Source organism: Arthrobacter sp. FW306-2-2C-D06B (assembly GCF_021789175.1).
Lineage (GTDB): Bacteria > Actinomycetota > Actinomycetes > Actinomycetales > Micrococcaceae > Arthrobacter.
On the sequence record NZ_CP084560.1, the window covers coordinates 2528118 to 2545243 of the forward strand.

Annotated in this window: 15 protein-coding genes; 7 read left to right on the top strand and 8 right to left on the bottom strand. The window is 64.3% G+C overall.

Annotated features, from left to right (window positions below):
- Positions 1-3 precede the first annotated feature (3 nt).
- The 3 genes from LFT47_RS11820 to LFT47_RS11830 are packed head-to-tail and all read left to right on the top strand — an operon-like array spanning position 4 to position 2560.
- Positions 4-732, top strand: coding sequence for a class I SAM-dependent methyltransferase (locus LFT47_RS11820; protein ID WP_442863390.1), 729 nt, complete (start codon positions 4-6; stop codon positions 730-732).
- Positions 725-1867, top strand: coding sequence for an FAD-dependent oxidoreductase (locus LFT47_RS11825; protein ID WP_236810974.1), 1143 nt, complete (start codon positions 725-727; stop codon positions 1865-1867). The genes LFT47_RS11820 and LFT47_RS11825 overlap by 8 nt, the downstream gene beginning before the upstream one ends.
- Before the next feature lie 15 nt (positions 1868-1882).
- Complete coding sequence (locus tag LFT47_RS11830; protein WP_236810975.1) at positions 1883-2560, top strand: peptide deformylase; 678 nt, start codon at positions 1883-1885, stop codon at positions 2558-2560.
- Here the strand turns inward: LFT47_RS11830 and LFT47_RS11835 are convergent.
- Positions 2550-4577 (bottom strand): S9 family peptidase, encoded by a 2028-nt coding sequence (locus LFT47_RS11835; protein ID WP_236810976.1) that lies wholly within the window; start codon positions 4575-4577, stop codon positions 2550-2552. The genes LFT47_RS11830 and LFT47_RS11835 overlap by 11 nt on opposite strands.
- A 68-nt stretch (positions 4578-4645) precedes the next feature.
- Between LFT47_RS11835 and LFT47_RS11840 the strand changes: the two genes are divergently transcribed.
- The 4 genes from LFT47_RS11840 (at position 4646) to LFT47_RS11855 (ending at position 7706) form a co-directional block, all read left to right on the top strand.
- Entirely contained in the window at positions 4646-5500 is an 855-nt protein-coding gene (locus LFT47_RS11840; RefSeq protein WP_236810977.1) for a methyltransferase domain-containing protein, read from the top strand.
- 109 nt (positions 5501-5609) lie between these two features.
- Complete coding sequence (locus tag LFT47_RS11845; RefSeq protein ID WP_236810978.1) at positions 5610-6071, top strand: NfeD family protein; 462 nt, start codon at positions 5610-5612, stop codon at positions 6069-6071.
- Between the two features lie 104 nt (positions 6072-6175).
- The gene (locus LFT47_RS11850) at positions 6176-7117 is read left to right on the top strand and encodes an SPFH domain-containing protein (protein ID WP_236810979.1); all 942 of its coding nucleotides are present in this window, start codon (positions 6176-6178) and stop codon (positions 7115-7117) included.
- Positions 7118-7358: 241 nt separating this feature from the next.
- Entirely contained in the window at positions 7359-7706 is a 348-nt protein-coding gene (locus tag LFT47_RS11855) for an RNA polymerase-binding protein RbpA (protein ID WP_059389983.1), read from the top strand.
- Between the two features lie 86 nt (positions 7707-7792).
- Here LFT47_RS11855 and LFT47_RS11860 read toward each other — a convergent pair whose 3' ends face one another.
- From LFT47_RS11860 to LFT47_RS11890, 7 genes are all read right to left on the bottom strand, one after another.
- Positions 7793-8536, bottom strand: coding sequence for a polyprenol monophosphomannose synthase (locus LFT47_RS11860; protein ID WP_236810980.1), 744 nt, complete (start codon positions 8534-8536; stop codon positions 7793-7795).
- Between the two features lie 437 nt (positions 8537-8973).
- Positions 8974-10650, bottom strand: coding sequence for an amidohydrolase (locus LFT47_RS11865; RefSeq protein WP_236810988.1), 1677 nt, complete (start codon positions 10648-10650; stop codon positions 8974-8976).
- A 32-nt stretch (positions 10651-10682) separates the two neighbouring features.
- Positions 10683-13580 carry a DEAD/DEAH box helicase gene (locus tag LFT47_RS11870; RefSeq protein WP_236810990.1) on the bottom strand — a complete coding sequence of 966 codons (2898 nt, stop codon included), beginning with the start codon at positions 13578-13580 and terminating at the stop codon, positions 10683-10685.
- Positions 13581-13604: 24 nt separating this feature from the next.
- Positions 13605-14399 (bottom strand): twin-arginine translocase subunit TatC, encoded by a 795-nt coding sequence (gene tatC / locus LFT47_RS11875; protein WP_236818537.1) that lies wholly within the window; start codon positions 14397-14399, stop codon positions 13605-13607.
- A gap of 48 nt (positions 14400-14447) precedes the next feature.
- Entirely contained in the window at positions 14448-14714 is a 267-nt protein-coding gene (gene tatA / locus LFT47_RS11880; protein WP_236810992.1) for a Sec-independent protein translocase subunit TatA, read from the bottom strand.
- A 32-nt stretch (positions 14715-14746) separates the two neighbouring features.
- Positions 14747-15097 (bottom strand): hypothetical protein, encoded by a 351-nt coding sequence (locus LFT47_RS11885; RefSeq protein ID WP_236810994.1) that lies wholly within the window; start codon positions 15095-15097, stop codon positions 14747-14749.
- Between the two features lie 20 nt (positions 15098-15117).
- Positions 15118-17124 (bottom strand): helix-turn-helix transcriptional regulator, encoded by a 2007-nt coding sequence (locus tag LFT47_RS11890; RefSeq protein ID WP_236811001.1) that lies wholly within the window; start codon positions 17122-17124, stop codon positions 15118-15120.
- Positions 17125-17126 lie beyond the last annotated feature (2 nt).

A 17126-nucleotide genomic window follows, 5' to 3' on the forward strand; every position in this document is an offset into this window, starting at 1 on the left:
GTGATGCCTGCCCTCCCCCGCCCTGGCGGCTTTCTCGGCGCACGGGACGTGACCGCCGTTGAAGACATGGACCGCCCCGATTGCGAGCTTGACCGGCTCAACCGGAGTTACGCGCGGTTTCCGATCGTCAACGCTGTGGTGTCCGGCTGGCGGGACACCTACAGCTCACGGATCAAGCCATTGCTCACGACGGCGGCCCCCACCAGGGTCCTTGACATCGGCTGCGGCGGTGGAGACGTCGCCCGCAGCCTCGCGCGCCGGGCCGCGGCAGACGGCTACCGCCTGGAAGTCACCGGAATCGACCCGGACGAGCGCGCTTTCCATTTCGCGAGCTCTGCCCCGCCCGTGGAAGGGGTCACTTACAGAAAAGCCCTCAGCTCAGAGCTCGTGTCAGAGGGGCGCACGTTCGACGTCGTCATTTCCAACCATGTCCTGCACCACTTGACTGCCCCGGAACTCGCCCCGTTCCTCCACGACTCCGAACAGCTTTGCGGCCGGATCGCCCTGCACAACGACCTCAAGCGTAGCCGCGTGGCGTACGCACTTTTCTGGGCCGGGTCCTGGCCACTCGGCATTGGGTCCTATATCCACGGCGACGGCCTCACATCCATCAGGCGGAGCTACACCGCAGCGGAACTCCGTGCCGCCACTCCCCCGACGTGGACGGTAGAACCGAGCGGCTTATGGCACAACCTGCTGGTCTACCGGCCCGGAGAGGTCCCCGATGTTTGACGTCGTGGTGGTTGGAGCCGGACCTGTCGGGCTATATATGGCGGCCCTGCTGCTGCAAGACGGGCACCGCGTCGCAGTTCTGGAACGGCGCGCGACGTCGAGCCGCCAGACCCGCGCCATCGGAATCCATCCTCCCGCCCTCGCGGCTTTGGACGCAGTAGGCGCCGCACGTCCGCTGGTCTCTTCAGGTGTCCGGATCACCCACGGCGCCGCGTACAGCGGAGGCAGGAAAGTTGCCGATATGGACTTCGCCCGTCCCTCGGCCGAGTACCCCTTCATCCTCTCCGTTCCGCAATACCTCACCACCAACGCCCTCGAGTCCAGGGTGATCGACCTCGATCCGAACGCGCTCCACCGCGGCGTGCAGGTTGAGGAAGTTGTCGACGACGGCGGGCGCTTGCGTCTGCGGGGACAGCAAGAGGGCGCTCCAATGGAGGTTCTGGGCCGCTTCGTCATGGCCGCCGACGGCGTCCATTCGGCAGTGCGCGCAGGACTGGGACTGGAGCCACATCTGCGCACCTATCCCGACTACTACGTCATGGGCGATTTCCGGGATGAATCGATGTACGGCAACAAGGCGGTCCTTTTCCTTGAGCCGGGCGGAATCGTGGAGTCCTTTCCCTTGCCAGGCGGCATCCGCCGTTGGGTTGTCCGGCTTGGCGCCCCCTGCCAGGAACCCACTCCCCACGCGCTCGCCGCCCTCATCAAAAAGCGGACCGGCAGCGCGGTGGACTCCGCAAGCAATACGATGATCAGCGCCTTCGGCGTCACCTCTAGGCTGGTCTCCCGGATGGTCCACGGACGGGTCGCCCTGATTGGAGACGCCGCCCACGAGATCAGCCCGATCGGCGGCCAAGGGATGAACCTGGGCTGGTTGGACGCCGTCGCCCTCGCCCCGATTGTCAGCGAAGCCTTGCGAACATCGGCTGGAGGCCCTGCCGGCAAAGAACTCGCGGGTTTCGAACGCGACCGGCAGCGCGCGGCGAAGAAGGCCATTCGGCAGGCCAGCCTGAACATGGCGCTGGGCCGCCCCTTGCCGCCGAAGGTCCTCAGCGCAAGGAACGCCTTGATCGGCCGGGCCATCACCTTGCCGATGTTCTCCGAGCTTGTCGCCCGGAGATTCACGATGCACTGACACTAAGCTCAATCCATGGACTTTGAGACCCGCCCCCTGCCTTCCGGCCCGGACACGACGTTTACTGCCTCGGAAATCCGCAGCGCAGTTCAGGACTTACTCGGCCTCGATGGCCTCCCGCCCATCGTGCAGGTCGGCCATCCCGTGCTGCGCCAGCGAGCCGCTCCCTATGACGGCCAGCTTGGGGACACCGAATTGGCGCAGCTGATCGAACGGATGCGGGATGTCATGCATGCCGCTCCCGGCGTGGGCCTCGCAGCGCCACAGCTCGGCATCCCCTTGCAGCTGGCTGTGCTCGAAGACCATTTCGATGTTGATCCTGTTGCCTCCGAGCTCCGGCAAAGGACGCCGCTCAGCTTCTTCGCAATACTAAATCCCAGCTACGAGCCCGAGGGAGCATCCACGGCGTCGTTCTATGAGGGCTGCCTGTCGATGCGCGGATTCCAGGCCGTGGTCACAAGGCACCGCGACGTTCGCCTGCACTACCAGCGTCCGGACGGCAGTGCGGCCTCGGCCGGATTCTCCGGATGGCAGGCCCGGATAGTCCAGCACGAGACCGACCACCTGCACGGCGGACTCTATTTGGACCGCGCCGAGCTCCGGTCGTTGGCAAACGATGCAGAATACTCTGCCCATTGGGCGTACCCCGGAATCGAGGAGGCAAGCCGCGGGTTGGGCTTCCTCAAGCCGTAGCTGAACCGTCTTCGCGCGGCGGGTTCGCTGCGGAAGGCAGGTGCTTTGCCCACCATGCGAGGATCTGTTCGAAGCGCTGTCGCCTGTGGTGTGGCGTGCCCGACCGCGATAGTTCGTGGTCTTCACCCGGGAAGAGGAGCATCGCCGTCTCGACGCCCTGCGCCTTGAGCGCGGCAAAGTAGCGCTGGCCCTGTTCAACCGGGCATCGGAGATCGTTTTCGCTGTGGATCACCAGGGTGGGCGTGCGAACTGCAGTCACCACGGCCATGGGGCTTTGGGCCGCCATCTGCTCGGGCGAGCCGCCCGTGTATTGGCCGCCGAAGAACCATCCGATATCCGAGGAACCCGCAAAGCTCACAGGGTCAAGGAATCCGCGCTCCACAATTGCTGCCTTGAAGCGGTGTTCGTGGCCGATGATCCAGGCAGTCAGATACCCGCCGTAGGACCCGCCCATGATGCCGATCGATTCCCTGTCCATCGCCGGGAAGGCTTCCAGCGCCCCCTCCAGGAAGGTGAGCACGTCCGACATGTCCACGGTGCCCATCTTTTCCTTGATGGCGCCGCCGTGCGCCTGGCCGTACCCGGCGGAACCACGCGGGTTGCACATCAGCACGGCGTATCCCGCCTCGGCGTACACCTGGGCTTCGTCAAAGAAGGCCCCCGTGTACTGGGCGAAAGGGCCGCCGTGGATCGTGAGCAGCACGGGGTGGGGGCCGGGCCCCTCCGGCAGGACCGCCCAGCCATGGACCGGATAGCCATCACTGCCGGTGGCGGTGAACTCATGCGGTTCAAGGATGGTTGCTTCGTCCCGGAGGGCCTTGGTGAAATCGGTGAGGACCTGGAGTCCACCCTTCTCCAGAACGCCGAGTTCACCATTGCTGAAAGCGTCACCGTAAGTGACAGACACCAGGTCGGCCGCCACGGAAGCGCCAATCACTACCAGGGGCTCCTTGACGAGTACCCCGCTCTCGCCCTCGGCCGTCCATTGGATCAGCTGCACGCTCCCATGGCTCGTGTTGAGTGCGAGCACCCCATCCACTCCAAAAGCTTCGAGGCGGCCGCCGATGTCCTGGTTTTCGACGTCGCTCAGCATCGTTGCCTTGCCGCCCCGGACCGGCATGACGTACAGGGCCGTGTTCCTCGCGACGAAGTCCAAGCCGTCGTCACCGAGGTCCTGCGCCGTAAAGAACAGCCATTCACCGTTCGCGGATTCGCAGGCTTCCTGGACGAACTGCGGCGCAGCGCCCGGACGCAGCGCTCTCGCCTCGCCTCCCGTGGCGGGGACGCTGTAGATACCCGAGGCGATGTCGGCGTCGTGCCCTTCATGGAGTGAGGCGATAAAGTAGACGCTCTCGCCGTTGCGACTGAAGGACGGCGAAGTGTGGTCGGCCTCGCCGAACGTCAATTGCACCGCAGGCGGCAACAGTGCCGCCGCCTCCGCGCCGCGGGCTTTGGCGGCCCTCCCCACAGGAACCACAGGAGGTTCCGCTCCGAGCTCGGGGACGTCGACGACGAACAGCTGGGCGGGCTTGTCCGCGGTGTAGCCCAGTCCATTGAGCCTGTACTGGTTGTCGGTGATCAACCGTGCGTCTTCGCTGCCGGCCCCGACCCCGTCAACCGTTCCGTAACGGCCTTCTTCGGGAACCCGTGAGGAAAACACAATCCTGCGCGAATCTGGCGCCCAGGAAAACTCCGAGACTCCCAACTTCTGTTCCGTGATCGCTTGCGGCTCCCCGCCGTCGGCCTCCACCACATGCAGTTGCGGTTTGCCGTCCGGCGTTGCCCGAAGGAATGCCAACGCGCTGCCGTCGGGCGAAAACGCGGGTGCGGTGTCCCGGAAGCCACGGGTGATCCGACGCGGCGGTATCGCGGGGTCAAAGGGAACACTCCACAGCTGCCCGACGTAAGCATCGGCGTCGAAGTCGGGCCGCGTCACGGACACGACGGCGCGGGTGCCGTCGGGATGGGCGGCGGGGGCGGAGACGGAATTCAGCAGCGGGAGTTGTTCGGCTTTCACGCTGGTGAGCCTAGCGGCCGTCATGCCATGACGATATGTGCCACTCCGGCCGCCGTAGGATTGTCCGTATGCTTTCCGACGCCGTCCCTGCCCTGCGCTGCCCGGTTTGCCGGGGTCCGTTCGGCCTGAGCGGGCCAGCGCCGTTTACGTTACGTTGCGTCGCCGGCCACAGTTTCGACGCCGCCAAACAAGGCTACTTCAACCTGCTCAGCGGCAAGGGCACCGTCTTCGAGGCCGACACGGCAGAGATGGTCGCAGCCCGCAACGACTTCCTGGGCGCGGGCCATTACGCGCCCCTCGCTGAAGCCATCGCCGAGCTGGCGGCCCCCGTTCTGTCGGCCCCGGGATCCCTCATCCTGGATTCAGGTACCGGCACCGGCCACTACCTGCGCACAGTGCTGGACCGCGCTCCTACAGCGGCAATTGGCATCGACATCTCGAAGTTCGCCCTCCGCCGGGCAGCACGGTTGAATCCGGGCGCCACCAATCTCGTGTGGGATATTTGGCGTCCCCTGCCGATCGCCGACCACGCAGTGGATGCCGTCATCGTGGTCTTCGCACCGCGGAATCCTCCGGAATTTGCCCGGGTGCTGCGTCCAGGCGGCCGGGTGATCGTGGTGACTCCGCGCAACGGACACCTTGGGGAGATTGCCGAACGGACTGGAATGCTGGGCATTGAGCCGGGCAAAGACGAGCGCCTTGCGGAGTCCATGCAGGAGTTCTTCACCCCCGAGGACACCATTCACCTCGACGTGGACCTCGAGCTGGATGGCCGGGACCTCGCCGATGTCGCCTTCATGGGACCGGCAGGCCACCACCTTGAACGTTCCGCCCTCCTGGCGTCGACGGCCACGGAAACCTCTGTCCACGCCACTGCGAAGTTCACCCTCAGCGTTTTCGCGGCGCCGGAGGACGGCTCCTAACGGGAACCTTCGCGCCGGGCTAGGATGGAAAAACAGCGACTGTGATCTTGCCGACGCTGCAGTCCGGATCAGGCCGGCTGCTACCGCAGGTCCGGAAACAGGGGGAACGATGTTTGAATGGCTTGGCAGCAACTGGTGGGCCCTCTGGCTCACGGTGTTTCTGGCTTTCGCCGTAGTGGAGATGCTGACGCTGAGCTTCTTCTTCATCATGCTCGGGGCCGGCGCGCTGGCAGCCCTCGCGGCTGACTTTGCCGGAGCAGATCTCTGGTTGCAGATCGTCGTCTTTTGCATCGTGTCCCTGCTGATGATCGCTTTCGTCCGGCCTATCGCACTCAAGCATTTGCACAAGGGGCCCGCCGAGCAACGTACCAACGTGGACCGCCTGATCGGCCAATCTGCGCTCGTCATGGAGCCGGTCACCGCGACCGCAGGACTGGTCAAGATCGGCGGCGACGTGTGGAGCGCCCGCAGCGCGGCTGGAATCATCGACGCCGGCCAGACCGTGCAGGTCACCAGGATTGACGGCGCGACGGCGGTAGTCGCCTCCACAGCGGAAGACAGCCCGCACTGAGCAGCGTCCCGCCATGGCACAAGCCGCTGCGTTCGACGACGAGCGTTCGGCCTATCGCCACACATAACCGCATCAAATACGTAACTGGGGAATGAAGGAGATGTATGGACAGCTTGGGAGGAACTGCAGCCGCGATCGTGCTGCTAGTTCTCGTCATATTCGTGATTATCGTTTTGGTCCGCTCGATCAGGATCATCCCGCAAGCGCGCGCCGGCGTCGTAGAACGCCTCGGTAAGTACCAGCGCACGCTCAACCCCGGGCTCACCATCCTGATCCCGTTTGTCGACCGCCTGCTGCCGCTTTTGGATCTTCGCGAACAAGTGGTTTCCTTCCCGCCGCAGCCGGTGATCACGGAGGACAACCTGGTTGTCTCGATCGACACCGTGGTTTACTTCCAGGTCACGGATCCCCGGGCCGCGACCTACGAGATCGCCAACTACATCCAGGCTGTTGAACAGCTGACCACCACGACGCTCCGCAACGTCGTGGGCGGCTTGAATCTTGAAGAAGCGCTCACCTCTCGCGACCAGATCAACGGCCAACTCCGGGGGGTCCTCGACGAAGCCACCGGACGCTGGGGAATCCGCGTTTCGCGGGTCGAACTCAAGGCAATCGACCCGCCGCACTCCATCCAGGACTCAATGGAGAAGCAGATGCGGGCCGAGCGGGATCGTCGCGCTGCGATTCTGACCGCCGAAGGCACCAAGCAATCGCAGATCCTGACGGCCGAGGGGCAACGGCAAGCTGCAATCCTGGCCGCAGAGGGTGACGCCAAGGCAGCCATCCTCCGCGCCGATGGCGAAGCCCAGGCCATTCAAAAGGTCTTCGACGCCATCCACAAGGGCAACCCGGACCAAAAGCTTCTGGCCTACCAGTACCTTCAGATCCTGCCGAAGATTGCGGAGGGATCATCCAACAAGCTGTGGATCATCCCCAGCGAGGTAGGTGAGGCCCTCAAAGGCATCGGCGGTGCGCTGGGTGGCGCCAACGGCGGATCAGGCGTCTCTGACCTGTTCAGCGATTCCACACAAGAACCGTCGGCTTAACCGCGGATAGTTTGCAGGGGGCCGGCCGGATTCCCTGGCCGGTCCCCTTCGCTTTGTCCTGTCAGCTTCGATCCGCGTATAATGGTGTATTTGTCCGGCCGGTTCAATCCGAACGGAACATTAACGCTTGGTCAGGCGTTTCATCTAGTGATGCAACGTGTGCAGACAGTAGTACGGGCGGCGCCTTGCGGCGCCCGGCTAGCGCGGAGCATGGTTCCGCGAACAGACAGAGGGAGTAATCATGAGCGATCGCAGCCTGCGGGGCATGCGTCTTGGCGCCCAGAGCATGGAAACCGAATCCGGTGTGGAGCCGGCGCCGCGTCAGCGGGTTGAATACCGCTGCGCGGACGGAGAGCAGGTCTTCGTTACCTTCTCCTCCGAAGCCGAGATCCCTCCCGTCTGGGTTTCCAAGACCGGCAAGGAAGCGCTCCTGGTTGATGGCGAACGCCCCGTCGACACCAACGAAAAGGCCGTCCGCACCCACTGGGATATGCTGCTGGAACGCCGCAGCCTTCCCGAGCTCGAGCAGATCCTCGAAGACCGCCTGAACATCCTGCGCGAACGTCGCGGGGAACGCCGCTCGGCGTAGCTGCACCGTTCTCAAGGGAACAGTTTCACGACGAAGGCCGGGTCCGCACTCTTCACAGAGCGCGGACCCGGCCTTTTCCGTTGGACCTACTTTGAGACCGGGGTCTTCTTCCCGGTCAAGGCGGCCCAGCGGGAGGCGAGCCCCCACTTGGTGACGTTGATCATGGCCTCAACAACAATGTTGCCGCTCATCTTGGAGGCCCCGAGCTCGCGCTCAACGAACGTGATCGGGCGTTCGACGATCTTCAAGCCAAGCTTGGCGACCCGCCACGCCAGGTCCACCTGGAAGCCGTAGCCGACCGATTCCACCTGGTCCAGCTTGAGCGCCTCCAGGGTGCTGCGCCGGAACGCACGGTAGCCGCCGGTGATGTCTTTGATCTTCAAGCCAAGCATGAGCCGGGCATAGGTGCTTCCCGTGCGCGAAATCGCCTGACGGTAGAACGGCCAGTTCACCGTGCCGCCACCCGGAACCCAGCGTGAACCCATGGCGAGGTCCGCGCCGTCGTTGATCGCATCCAGCAGCAACGGAAGTTGCTCAGGCTGGTGCGAACCATCGGCGTCCATCTCGACGAGGACATCGTAGCCGGCCGCCAGGCCCCATTTGAATCCGGCAATGTACGCCGCTCCAAGGCCTTCCTTGCCCTTGCGGTGAAGGACATGGACCTGGCTGTCCTCGCCTGCGATGCTGTCGGCGAGCTGTCCCGTGCCGTCAGGGCTGTTGTCATCGACAACCAGGACGTCGGACGCGGGCACAGCCGCGCGCAGCCGTCCGAGGGTCTTGGGTAGTGATTCCAGCTCGTTGTACGTGGGAATGATCGTCAGGACACGCAAGAAGAGGCCTTTCCTTGATGGAGCGGTCAGTCGGCCGGAGCAGCAGCGTGGCTGGCATTCAGGCGCAACTCTCCATTATAGAACGACAACGTGCCGTACCTGGGGCCACCTGTGGCATCCGCCACACGGGTCGCGCTTGGCCGCGGGCAGGTCCACTCGCCCAGGTCCAGTGCCGGCCCGCGTGTTGACCTCGAGGCCGAACCGTTTTCTGCGGCACAGTGGACCTGCCCACTACGAGTGCCACGGTCTTGGAAAACGGGTCCGATGACTGTTTTTGGCAGCGGACCCCACCGCGGCCAGACAACCAGGTATTCCCTGTGGAAGCCTGTTGACCCTAAATGCTACGGACTTCACAAATCCTGTCAAGCGCCGCCTGAGCTGGGGCTTTGTCCATACACGCAGGTCAGGGGCCTTCAGGACCAGCAAACCACCTGCAACTATGACCGCAAATTTTCACTCGTGAAGATCTCCCGGCCTTCGCGCACAGTCTGCAGGCAAGCGGGATCGCTACCACTGTCCAGCGCGGGGAGGAGGGGCGTCCGTGCGCGTGGATCGGTGGACCACGACTGGACGCGGTCATCGGCCACTTGCACCATCAGCTCTTCAACTTCCCACACCGCGAAACTTGCAGGGGCCCCGGGAACCAATTGCCCCATCAGCGGATTGCGCTCCTGGCCGGCCCGCCAACCGGCACGGGTGTGCCCGAGGAAAGCCGCCCGCGCCGAAATGCGTTGATCCGGATTGCTGTGTTCCAGGCATGCCCTGACGCTGGACCATGGGCGCAACGGGGTGACCGGACTATCGCTTCCAAAGCACACCGGCACGCCGGTGGAGTAGTACGAAGCGAAAGGGTTCATGGCCACGCTTCGCGCCCCCAGGCGCTGATCGTACATTTTCCCTGCCCCGCCCCAGGCGGCATCGAAGGCCGGCTGTGCGCTCACTGTAATCGAATACTTCGCCAGCCGGGCGAGATCGCCGGCGTCCGCCATTTCCACATGCTCGAGGCGGTGCGCGGAGGCACGGACCCGCTGCTCCCCCACCTCTGACGCGGCAAGGTCGAAGGCATCCAATGCCGTCTTCAGTCCCGCGTCGCCAATGACGTGGAAGCCTGCCTGGATACCGAGCACCGAACAAGCCGCAATGTGGCCGGCAGCTTCGTCGACCGAGATGTAGAGGCTTCCGCGGTGGCCCGGAGCGTCGGCGTAGTCTGCACTGAGGGCAGCCGTTCGCGAACCGATGGAACCGTCGATGTTCAAATCACCGGCCAGGCCAAGGACCGGCACCCCCAAGCCTTCCAGGATGGCAGAGGCGTGCTCGGCCGATGTGGCGAGTTCGCCCCAATAGGGAAGGATTCCGGGGACGCCCACGCTGCCTTCGTTCCACGAGGCGGAGTTCCACGACGAAGACATCCGAAGGTCGTCCGCACTGCAAATGTGCGGGGCGGCCATTTCGGCCAAGGCGACATAGCCGTTGGCCGCAGCCTCGCGAAGGGCCAGTTCCTGGTAACGGCGGCGTTCGGCGTCGGGGAACTGCCTGGCGACCAGCCGCGCGGCGGTGTGGGCGGCCCTCAGGACGTGGGCGGAACCATCGTAGCCATCAAGGCCGTCCAGTCCCGCCGCGGACGCCAAGGAGGATGAGGCGAGAGCAGAGTGCGCATCCACGCGCGCCAGGTACACCTTGCGCCCGCCCGCGGCGCGGTCGAGCTCCTCCGGCGTCGGCAGCGTCTTTTCGTGCCACACCGACTCGTCCCAACCGTGGCCGAGCACGGCGCCGGATGTGCCAAGAGCCTTGGCGGCCAGGGCGACGGCGTCGAGCAGTTCCCGTGCCGAGCGTACCCCGGTGAGTTGGAGGGAATCGGAAGCAATTCCGGTCTCCGTGAGGTGCATGTGGGAATCGACGAAACCGGGCGCCAGCAGCGCTCCCCGGAGATCGATGATTTCCATCGAAGAATCGGCGATCGATGTGGCTGCCTGCTCCGAACCAACCCAGGCAACAGTGTCTCCGTCAACCAGCATTGCGCTCGCGAAGGGATCGGCGGCTGTATAGACGGAGCCGTTCCGGTACATCGTGACCTTGCGGGGGCGGGTTTCGGCGGGCACGCCTGAATGGGTCATGGATATGCTCCTTGCTGGGAATCTGTGGTGTGTCAGGAGACGTTGGAGTACGCGACGACGCCGCGTCGGACCAGATCGATCGCTTCGCGGCACGCCTTGGTTTGGCGTCGTTCAAGACCTGGAATCTTTGCCATCTGGTCCAGCAGGTCGATGATCTGCTTCGCCCAGCGCACAAAGTCACCTGCGGCGAGGTCGGTGCCGCTGAGGACCTCTTGGAGATGGCGGCCCTTCGCCCATTTGAAGATGGGCCAGACAAGTCCCAGCTCCGGCTCGGCGGTCAACGGCAACTTGTTCTTGTCCTCGACGTCCTCCAGCGCAGACCACTCACGCACCACGATGTCTACGGATGTTTCGAGCGATACCGACGGCATTTTGGGTCGCAGGCCGCGGTCGTCGCGCTTGGCTTGGTAGACCATCGTGCTGGCCAGCGCGGCCAGCTCGGCGCCATCGAGGTCCTTGATGGCCCCTTGGCGGATGGATTGGGAGATCAGCAGGTCCTTTTCGCCGTAGATGCGGCGCAGGCGCTGGCCGTCCGCGCTGATGGTGACATGGCCGGCGTCGGACGTCTGGAGGTAACCGTAGGCAGCGAGGACATCGCACACACGGTCGAATGTCTTGGCGATCGTGTTGGTGCGGCCCTGGATCTGCCGGACGAGCCCGTCGGTCTCATGGCGAAGCTTCCACCAACGCTCGGCCCAGCGGGCATGGTCCTCGCGTTCGCTGCAGCCGTGGCAAGGATGGGCGCGCAATGCCCGGCGGAGGTCTGCGATCTTCTTTTCCTGGTCCGGCATGTACCGGGCACGGCCGAAGTCTTCGCTCCGGTTCGTGCCGCGGGCCGGCGGACGCCCCTCCCGCACCGCATTCCGCATGGCGGATGCCAGATCACGACGGGACTTGGGCAGCTTCGCGTTGAACGACTTCGGAATCCGGATCCAGGACACAGGCGCGACCGGCCCTTCGACTTCGTGGGTACCGATCCTGTGGAGCTGGTTGTCTTCCGTGAGGACCGCGGGGCGCGGTTCACGCGAGTCGGGATCGGCGTTGAGCACGACGGCGTAACCCGGCGTGCGTCCGCCCGGAACTTTGACGATGTCGCCCGGCAGAAGCCGGGAGAGGGAGTCCACGGTCAGGGACTTGCGGGCCCGGGAAGTGCTCCTCGAGGCAAATTGCTCGGCGTCGCTGAGATCGCGCCGAAGCTTCGCGTACTCGGTGAAGTCGCCCAGGTGGCACTTCATGGACTCGGCGTAACCGGCCAGCGACTCTTCGCGGCTTCGAACCTGCCGGGCCAGCCCTACCACGGAACGGTCCGCCTGGAACTGGGCGAACGACGATTCGAGGATCTGCCGCGCCCTGGGCCGCCCGAACTGGGCAATCAGGTTGATGCTCATGTTGTACGTAGGGCGGAAGCTTGAATTGAGCGGATAGGTGCGCCGCGAGGCGAGGCCGGCGACGGCGGCAGGATCAGTACCCGGCTGCCACAGGACCACGGCGTGGCCTTCAACGTCGATTCCACGCCTTCCGGCACGGCCGGTCAACTGTGTGTACTCCCCCGCGGTGATGTTGACGTGCGCTTCGCCGTTGAACTTGTCGAGCTTCTCCAGGACAACGCAGCGGGCCGGCATGTTGACGCCCAGGGCGAGGGTCTCCGTGGCAAAGACGGCCTTCACCAAGCCATCGGCGAAGAGTTTCTCGACGACTTCCTTGAAGGTCGGCAACAAACCGGCATGGTGCGCCGCGAGCCCGCGAAGCAGGCCGTCGCGCCAGCTCCAAAAACCGAGGACATCGAGGTCGTCTGCGGGAATCTCGCGGCTCGCCTCATCCACCCGGGACGCGATGATCTGTTGTTCCCGCTCTGTGGTCAGCCACAGCCCGGCCGCGGCACATTGCGCCACCGCCCCGTCGCAGCCGGCGCGGGAAAAAATGAAGGTAATGGCCGGAAGCAGCCCTTGGCGGTCCAGGCTCGCAATGATCTGGGGCCGGCTGGCCTTGCGCACCGGGCTTCGCTGCTCGCTGGCAGTGTTGTCACGCTGGCGGTCCTGCCGGCGGCGGCTTCGTCCGCCGTGGCCGAAGCGGCCACGGAAGTTCATCTGGCTTTCCGCCCGGGCCATCGAAAGTAGCTCCGGGTTGACTTCGAACTCCCTCTGCAGGGGGTTCCGGTCCGGCTCCCGTACTGCCTCCGGCGCCGGTGCTTCGCCGTCCGGCGCCTCGGGAGCGATCTCGTCGAAGCTGGTATCCCCGGCGAAGAGATCGACGATCTCACGCCCCACCATCACGTGCTGCCACAAGGGGACGGGACGGTGTTCGGAGACAATCACATCGGTATCGCCGCGCACTGTGTCCAGCCACGCACCAAACTCTTCCGCGTTGGACACCGTGGCGCTGAGCGAAACCACCTGCACTTCGCTGGGCAGGTGGATGATCACCTCTTCCCAGACTGCACCGCGGAAGCGGTCTGCCAGGTAGTGCACCTCGTCCATCACGACGTAGCCGAGGTCCCCCAGGGTGTCCGAGTCGGCGTACAACATGTTCCTCAGGACCTCGGTGGTCATCACCACGATCGGAGCCTCGCCGTTGATGGTGGTGTCACCCGTCAGCAGTCCCACGTTTGAGGCACCGTACTTCGCCGAGAGCTCGGAGAACTTCTGGTTGCTTAGTGCTTTGATGGGCGTTGTATAAAACGCCTTGAGCCCGCGTTCGAGCGCCAGGTAGATGGCGAACTCGCCGACGATTGTCTTCCCGGCCCCCGTGGGCGCCGCCACGAGCACTCCCTTGCCTTCCTGGAGCGAACGGCACGCGTCGCGCTGGAAGTCATCAAGCTCGAACTCCAGTGACTGGGCAAAAGTGCCCAGATAGGTTTTCGACTCAGCACTCCGTTGCGCTGCGGCTTGAAAGGCTTCTGAGGGCGAAAGCGCCCCTGAATTGGAGGACATGCTTCAAGCCTAATGGCCGTGAGACTACAGATTCTCCAGATCGGAGGCAGGTGTGGCGACGTCGGCTGTGGCTTCCGTCTCGGCGGCAATCTTCGATTGCTGGCGCGCGCGACGTTTGTCGTTCAGCATGCAGAGTCCGATCGCGGCGAAGAAGAGCACCAAGAGCGGACCGGCGAGCATGAACATTGACAGCGCGTCCGCACCGGGCGCGGCAATGGCTGCCAGGACAAACACGAGGAAGACCGTGATGCGCCAGGCCTTGAGGATGGTCCTGCCGCTCAAGACGCCCGCCATGTTGACGCCCACCAACACCACCGGCACCAGGAAGGCGATGCCGAGGAAAAGAAGCATATGCGTGGCGAATGTCAGGTACTGGGATGCGTCGATGTTGTTGGCGCCGTTTTGTGGCGTGAACTGCAGCAGTGCGCGCACCACGTTCGGGATGACCGTCCAGGCGACATACACGCCGGCCAGGAACAACGGCACCGCCGCGGCCATGTACCCGAGCGTGTAGCGGCGCTCTTTCTTGGTCAGGCCGGGAGTAATGAAGGCCCAGACCTGGTAGATCCAGATGGGGCTCGAGAGCACCAAACCGATCTGAATGGCAATGCGCAGCTTGAAGTCGAAAGGATCCCCTACGCTCGCGAAGTTCAGGACCGCGGTTCGCTTGGTCTCCTCGGCGATCTTGATCAACGGATCCGACAGGCTGTTGACTACCGGCTCATAGAGGAACCACCCTGCCACGGCGCCTAGGAGAACGCCGATGGCAGACTTGATCAGCCGGTTCTTAAGCTCCTTCAGGTGGTCTAGGAGCGCCATCCGCCCTTCGGGGTTGGCTTTGCGGCCCGTCTTCGTTGCCACTACTGCTTAGCTACGGGTTGCAGGCGGAACGTCAGTGTCGTTGCCGCTCTTGTTCGCTTCGGGGTGGTTGACCACTTTGCCTTCAACGGGGTCCGTGTCGTCCTTGGCCGCCGGTTTGCCGTCGTTCTTCATTTCCTTGACTTCGGATCTGATGATGCGCATCGACTGGCCGAGGCTGCGGGCCATGGCCGGCAGCTTGGGTGCCGCGAACAGCAACAGGGCCACGATGATGATAATGACAATTGGCCAAGGGCCATCAAATAGTCGTCCCACGGGAAGTCCTTTCGTTGGAATACATCCTACGTCTAACTGAAATCGATGTCGTGCAGAGACTGGGGTTGGCCCCGTTCCGCTTTGCGCTTAACGCGCTTTTGGCGACGCACTTCCTGGCGGGAGGCCTTGGTCGTCACGTAATCATGACGCATCTGTTCCGGTGAGGCAAAAACGGCTGCGCCGAACACTTTCGCCGACGCCTCGCCGTCGTCGTCGGCGCGCTCGGGAAAGTGCGAGCGGTGACCTAGCCGCTCCCCTGCGGCACTCAGTTCGTGCACCGTGGCCATGAACTTCCGGAAAAGCCGGACGCCCAGCAGGACATAGCAAAGCAGCGACACCGCAATCAGCGCGAGCCATAAAAGGATCCAGGACCACCAAGGCATTTGAGTAGTCTAACCAGCCTTCATTGCTTGTATTGGGCAAGTGCGGCAGCCACCCAGGCTGCCGAGGCGTCGGCAAGCTCTGCCGGCTGCAAAATACGGGCAGCACCGCCATGCTGCGCAACGAACATCGGCAACCAGTCCGCGTTTCCGAACCGTACCTCGGCGAGCAAGCCGCCGTCAGGGAGCACTGCCGTCCGATCCGCATAATAGTCATCCGCCAGCCCGACGCCCTGCCGGGTCAATTGGAGGACAACGACGACGTCGTCGTCGTTCGGCGTGTACAACTTCACCGGGACGCCTTCCTCGGCGCCCGCACTCCTGGAAACCGGACGGCCGTTGGGCTCGATCTCCTCGATACGGTCGAGGCGGAAGTTCCGTAGACCGGCTTTGCTGTGGCAGTACGCCTCGAAGTACCAGGTGTTGTCCAACGAATAGAGCCGGAAAGGGTCGACGTCCCGTTCGGAAACCGAGTCGTGGTGCTGTGACAGGTAGCGAAGCCGCAATTGACGACCCGACTGGATCGCCTTTGTGATCGTGTCGAACGGCCCGGCCTCGGCCGGGGTGACGGGCGGGCCGGCAACGGCTGCCGCCAAACGGCCGGCCTCGCCCGCCGCGCCGGTGAGCTTCAGGGTCACGGACTCCAGGGCTCCGCTTTGCTCGTCCTCCGACATTCCGGCCTGGGCAGGAAGGCCGCCCAGGGTCGCCAAGCCCGTCAGCAGGGCGCAGGCCTCGTCAACGCTAAAGCCGATGGGCCGGTTGAGTTCGAGGTGCTCGCGGATGTAGACGTGCTCGTTTTCCCAATCGATATCGAACAGGTCATCCGGATAGCCTTCGGGACGCCCGGAGCAAATCAGGATCTTCAGGTCGTCAACCAGTTCCTCGCGGGTGACTCCGAAACGGTCTGCCACCTCCTGGATGGGCAGGCCCTGGTTGTGGACGAGGAACGGGACCAGCTGGAGCATGCGGTTGAGTTGGTCTTCGGAGGTGCGCTTGCGCGCCCGCGGCGCCGGTCCGGCGCCGGAGAAGCGCACCTCGACGGCGGGGCTCGACGCGAACGCGGCGGCAGCTTCAAGGCGGCGGACCACGGCGTCGCGCAGTTCGGCAGGTCCGGCCACGAGCACGTGGGGACCATAGGAGGCAAGTTCTTCGGCGAGCAGTTCGCTGTCCCGGAACGGCACGGAGAGGCGGTCCCTGCCCGGCTGGAAGCCGCTGGCGCCGCTGGCCCCGGTGACACTCACCGCGCGCTTGCGCAGACCCAGCAAACGGCCTTCGGCGACGTCAAGGTGGGCTTCCTGGAGGGGAAGTTCACTGAGGCCGTCCAGTTCAGCGCGGGTATCAAACCCTGGGGGTATCTCACAGTGATACCCGGTCTCAACATGGACATCGCTCGTCATCCGGGACAGGCGGAAAAAGCGTTTCGCGTTCCGGTCCCGGTCGAAGCCCACCAGGTACCACTGGCCGAACCGGCTCCCGAGGCCCCAGGGCTCCACCATGCGGCGTTCGTCCTTGCCGGTGCTCGCGGCACGGTAGCCGAAACTCACGGGGTGCTGGCCGTTCATGGCCACGATGATGTCGTCGAAGGCCTGGCCGGCTGGCTTGATGCGCGGCTGGACGCCGGCGGGGAGTTCGACGTCGGCAAGGTCGCCGGAAGCCTGCAGCTTCCGTAGCGCGCTTGCAGCGGCTGAGCCGAGCGCCGCGCGTTCCCATAGCTGTGCTGCCAGCAGCAGTACCGTGCCCTCGGCCGGGGTCAGGTGCACATACGGCAGGCGATTGGATTCTTTGCCGATGCGGTAGCGGGTAGAAGCAGGATCGTCCGAGCCGAACCCGTGGTCGAGGAGGGTTTCGATATCGAAGCCAAATCGCTTCAGTTCTGACTTGTCCCGTTCAAACATGCGTCCGAACGCGACGTCGCTGTCGCCGGCGTCGTGATAGACCTTCTGCCTGAGAACAGCCCGGGACAGCCCGTATTTCGTGTTCAGGAGGGCGATCAGGAGGTTCAGGAGTCGTTCGGTTCGTGATGCGGACACGC

What these genes read in the sequence shown, in the direction of transcription:
- LFT47_RS11865 (WP_236810988.1), bottom strand. Translation starts at nt 10,650, where the DNA reads ATGACCCATTCAGGCGTGCCCGCCGAAACCCGCCCCCGCAAGGTCACG.
- LFT47_RS11840 (WP_236810977.1), top strand. Translation starts at nt 4,646, where the DNA reads ATGCTTTCCGACGCCGTCCCTGCCCTGCGCTGCCCGGTTTGCCGGGGT.
- LFT47_RS11885 (WP_236810994.1), bottom strand. Translation starts at nt 15,097, where the DNA reads ATGCCTTGGTGGTCCTGGATCCTTTTATGGCTCGCGCTGATTGCGGTG.
- LFT47_RS11820 (WP_442863390.1), top strand. Translation starts at nt 4, where the DNA reads ATGCCTGCCCTCCCCCGCCCTGGCGGCTTTCTCGGCGCACGGGACGTG.
- LFT47_RS11825 (WP_236810974.1), top strand. Translation starts at nt 725, where the DNA reads ATGTTTGACGTCGTGGTGGTTGGAGCCGGACCTGTCGGGCTATATATG.
- LFT47_RS11855 (WP_059389983.1), top strand. Translation starts at nt 7,359, where the DNA reads ATGAGCGATCGCAGCCTGCGGGGCATGCGTCTTGGCGCCCAGAGCATG.
- tatC (WP_236818537.1), bottom strand. Translation starts at nt 14,399, where the DNA reads ATGGCGCTCCTAGACCACCTGAAGGAGCTTAAGAACCGGCTGATCAAG.
- LFT47_RS11850 (WP_236810979.1), top strand. Translation starts at nt 6,176, where the DNA reads ATGGACAGCTTGGGAGGAACTGCAGCCGCGATCGTGCTGCTAGTTCTC.
- LFT47_RS11870 (WP_236810990.1), bottom strand. Translation starts at nt 13,580, where the DNA reads ATGTCCTCCAATTCAGGGGCGCTTTCGCCCTCAGAAGCCTTTCAAGCC.
- LFT47_RS11830 (WP_236810975.1), top strand. Translation starts at nt 1,883, where the DNA reads ATGGACTTTGAGACCCGCCCCCTGCCTTCCGGCCCGGACACGACGTTT.
- LFT47_RS11845 (WP_236810978.1), top strand. Translation starts at nt 5,610, where the DNA reads ATGTTTGAATGGCTTGGCAGCAACTGGTGGGCCCTCTGGCTCACGGTG.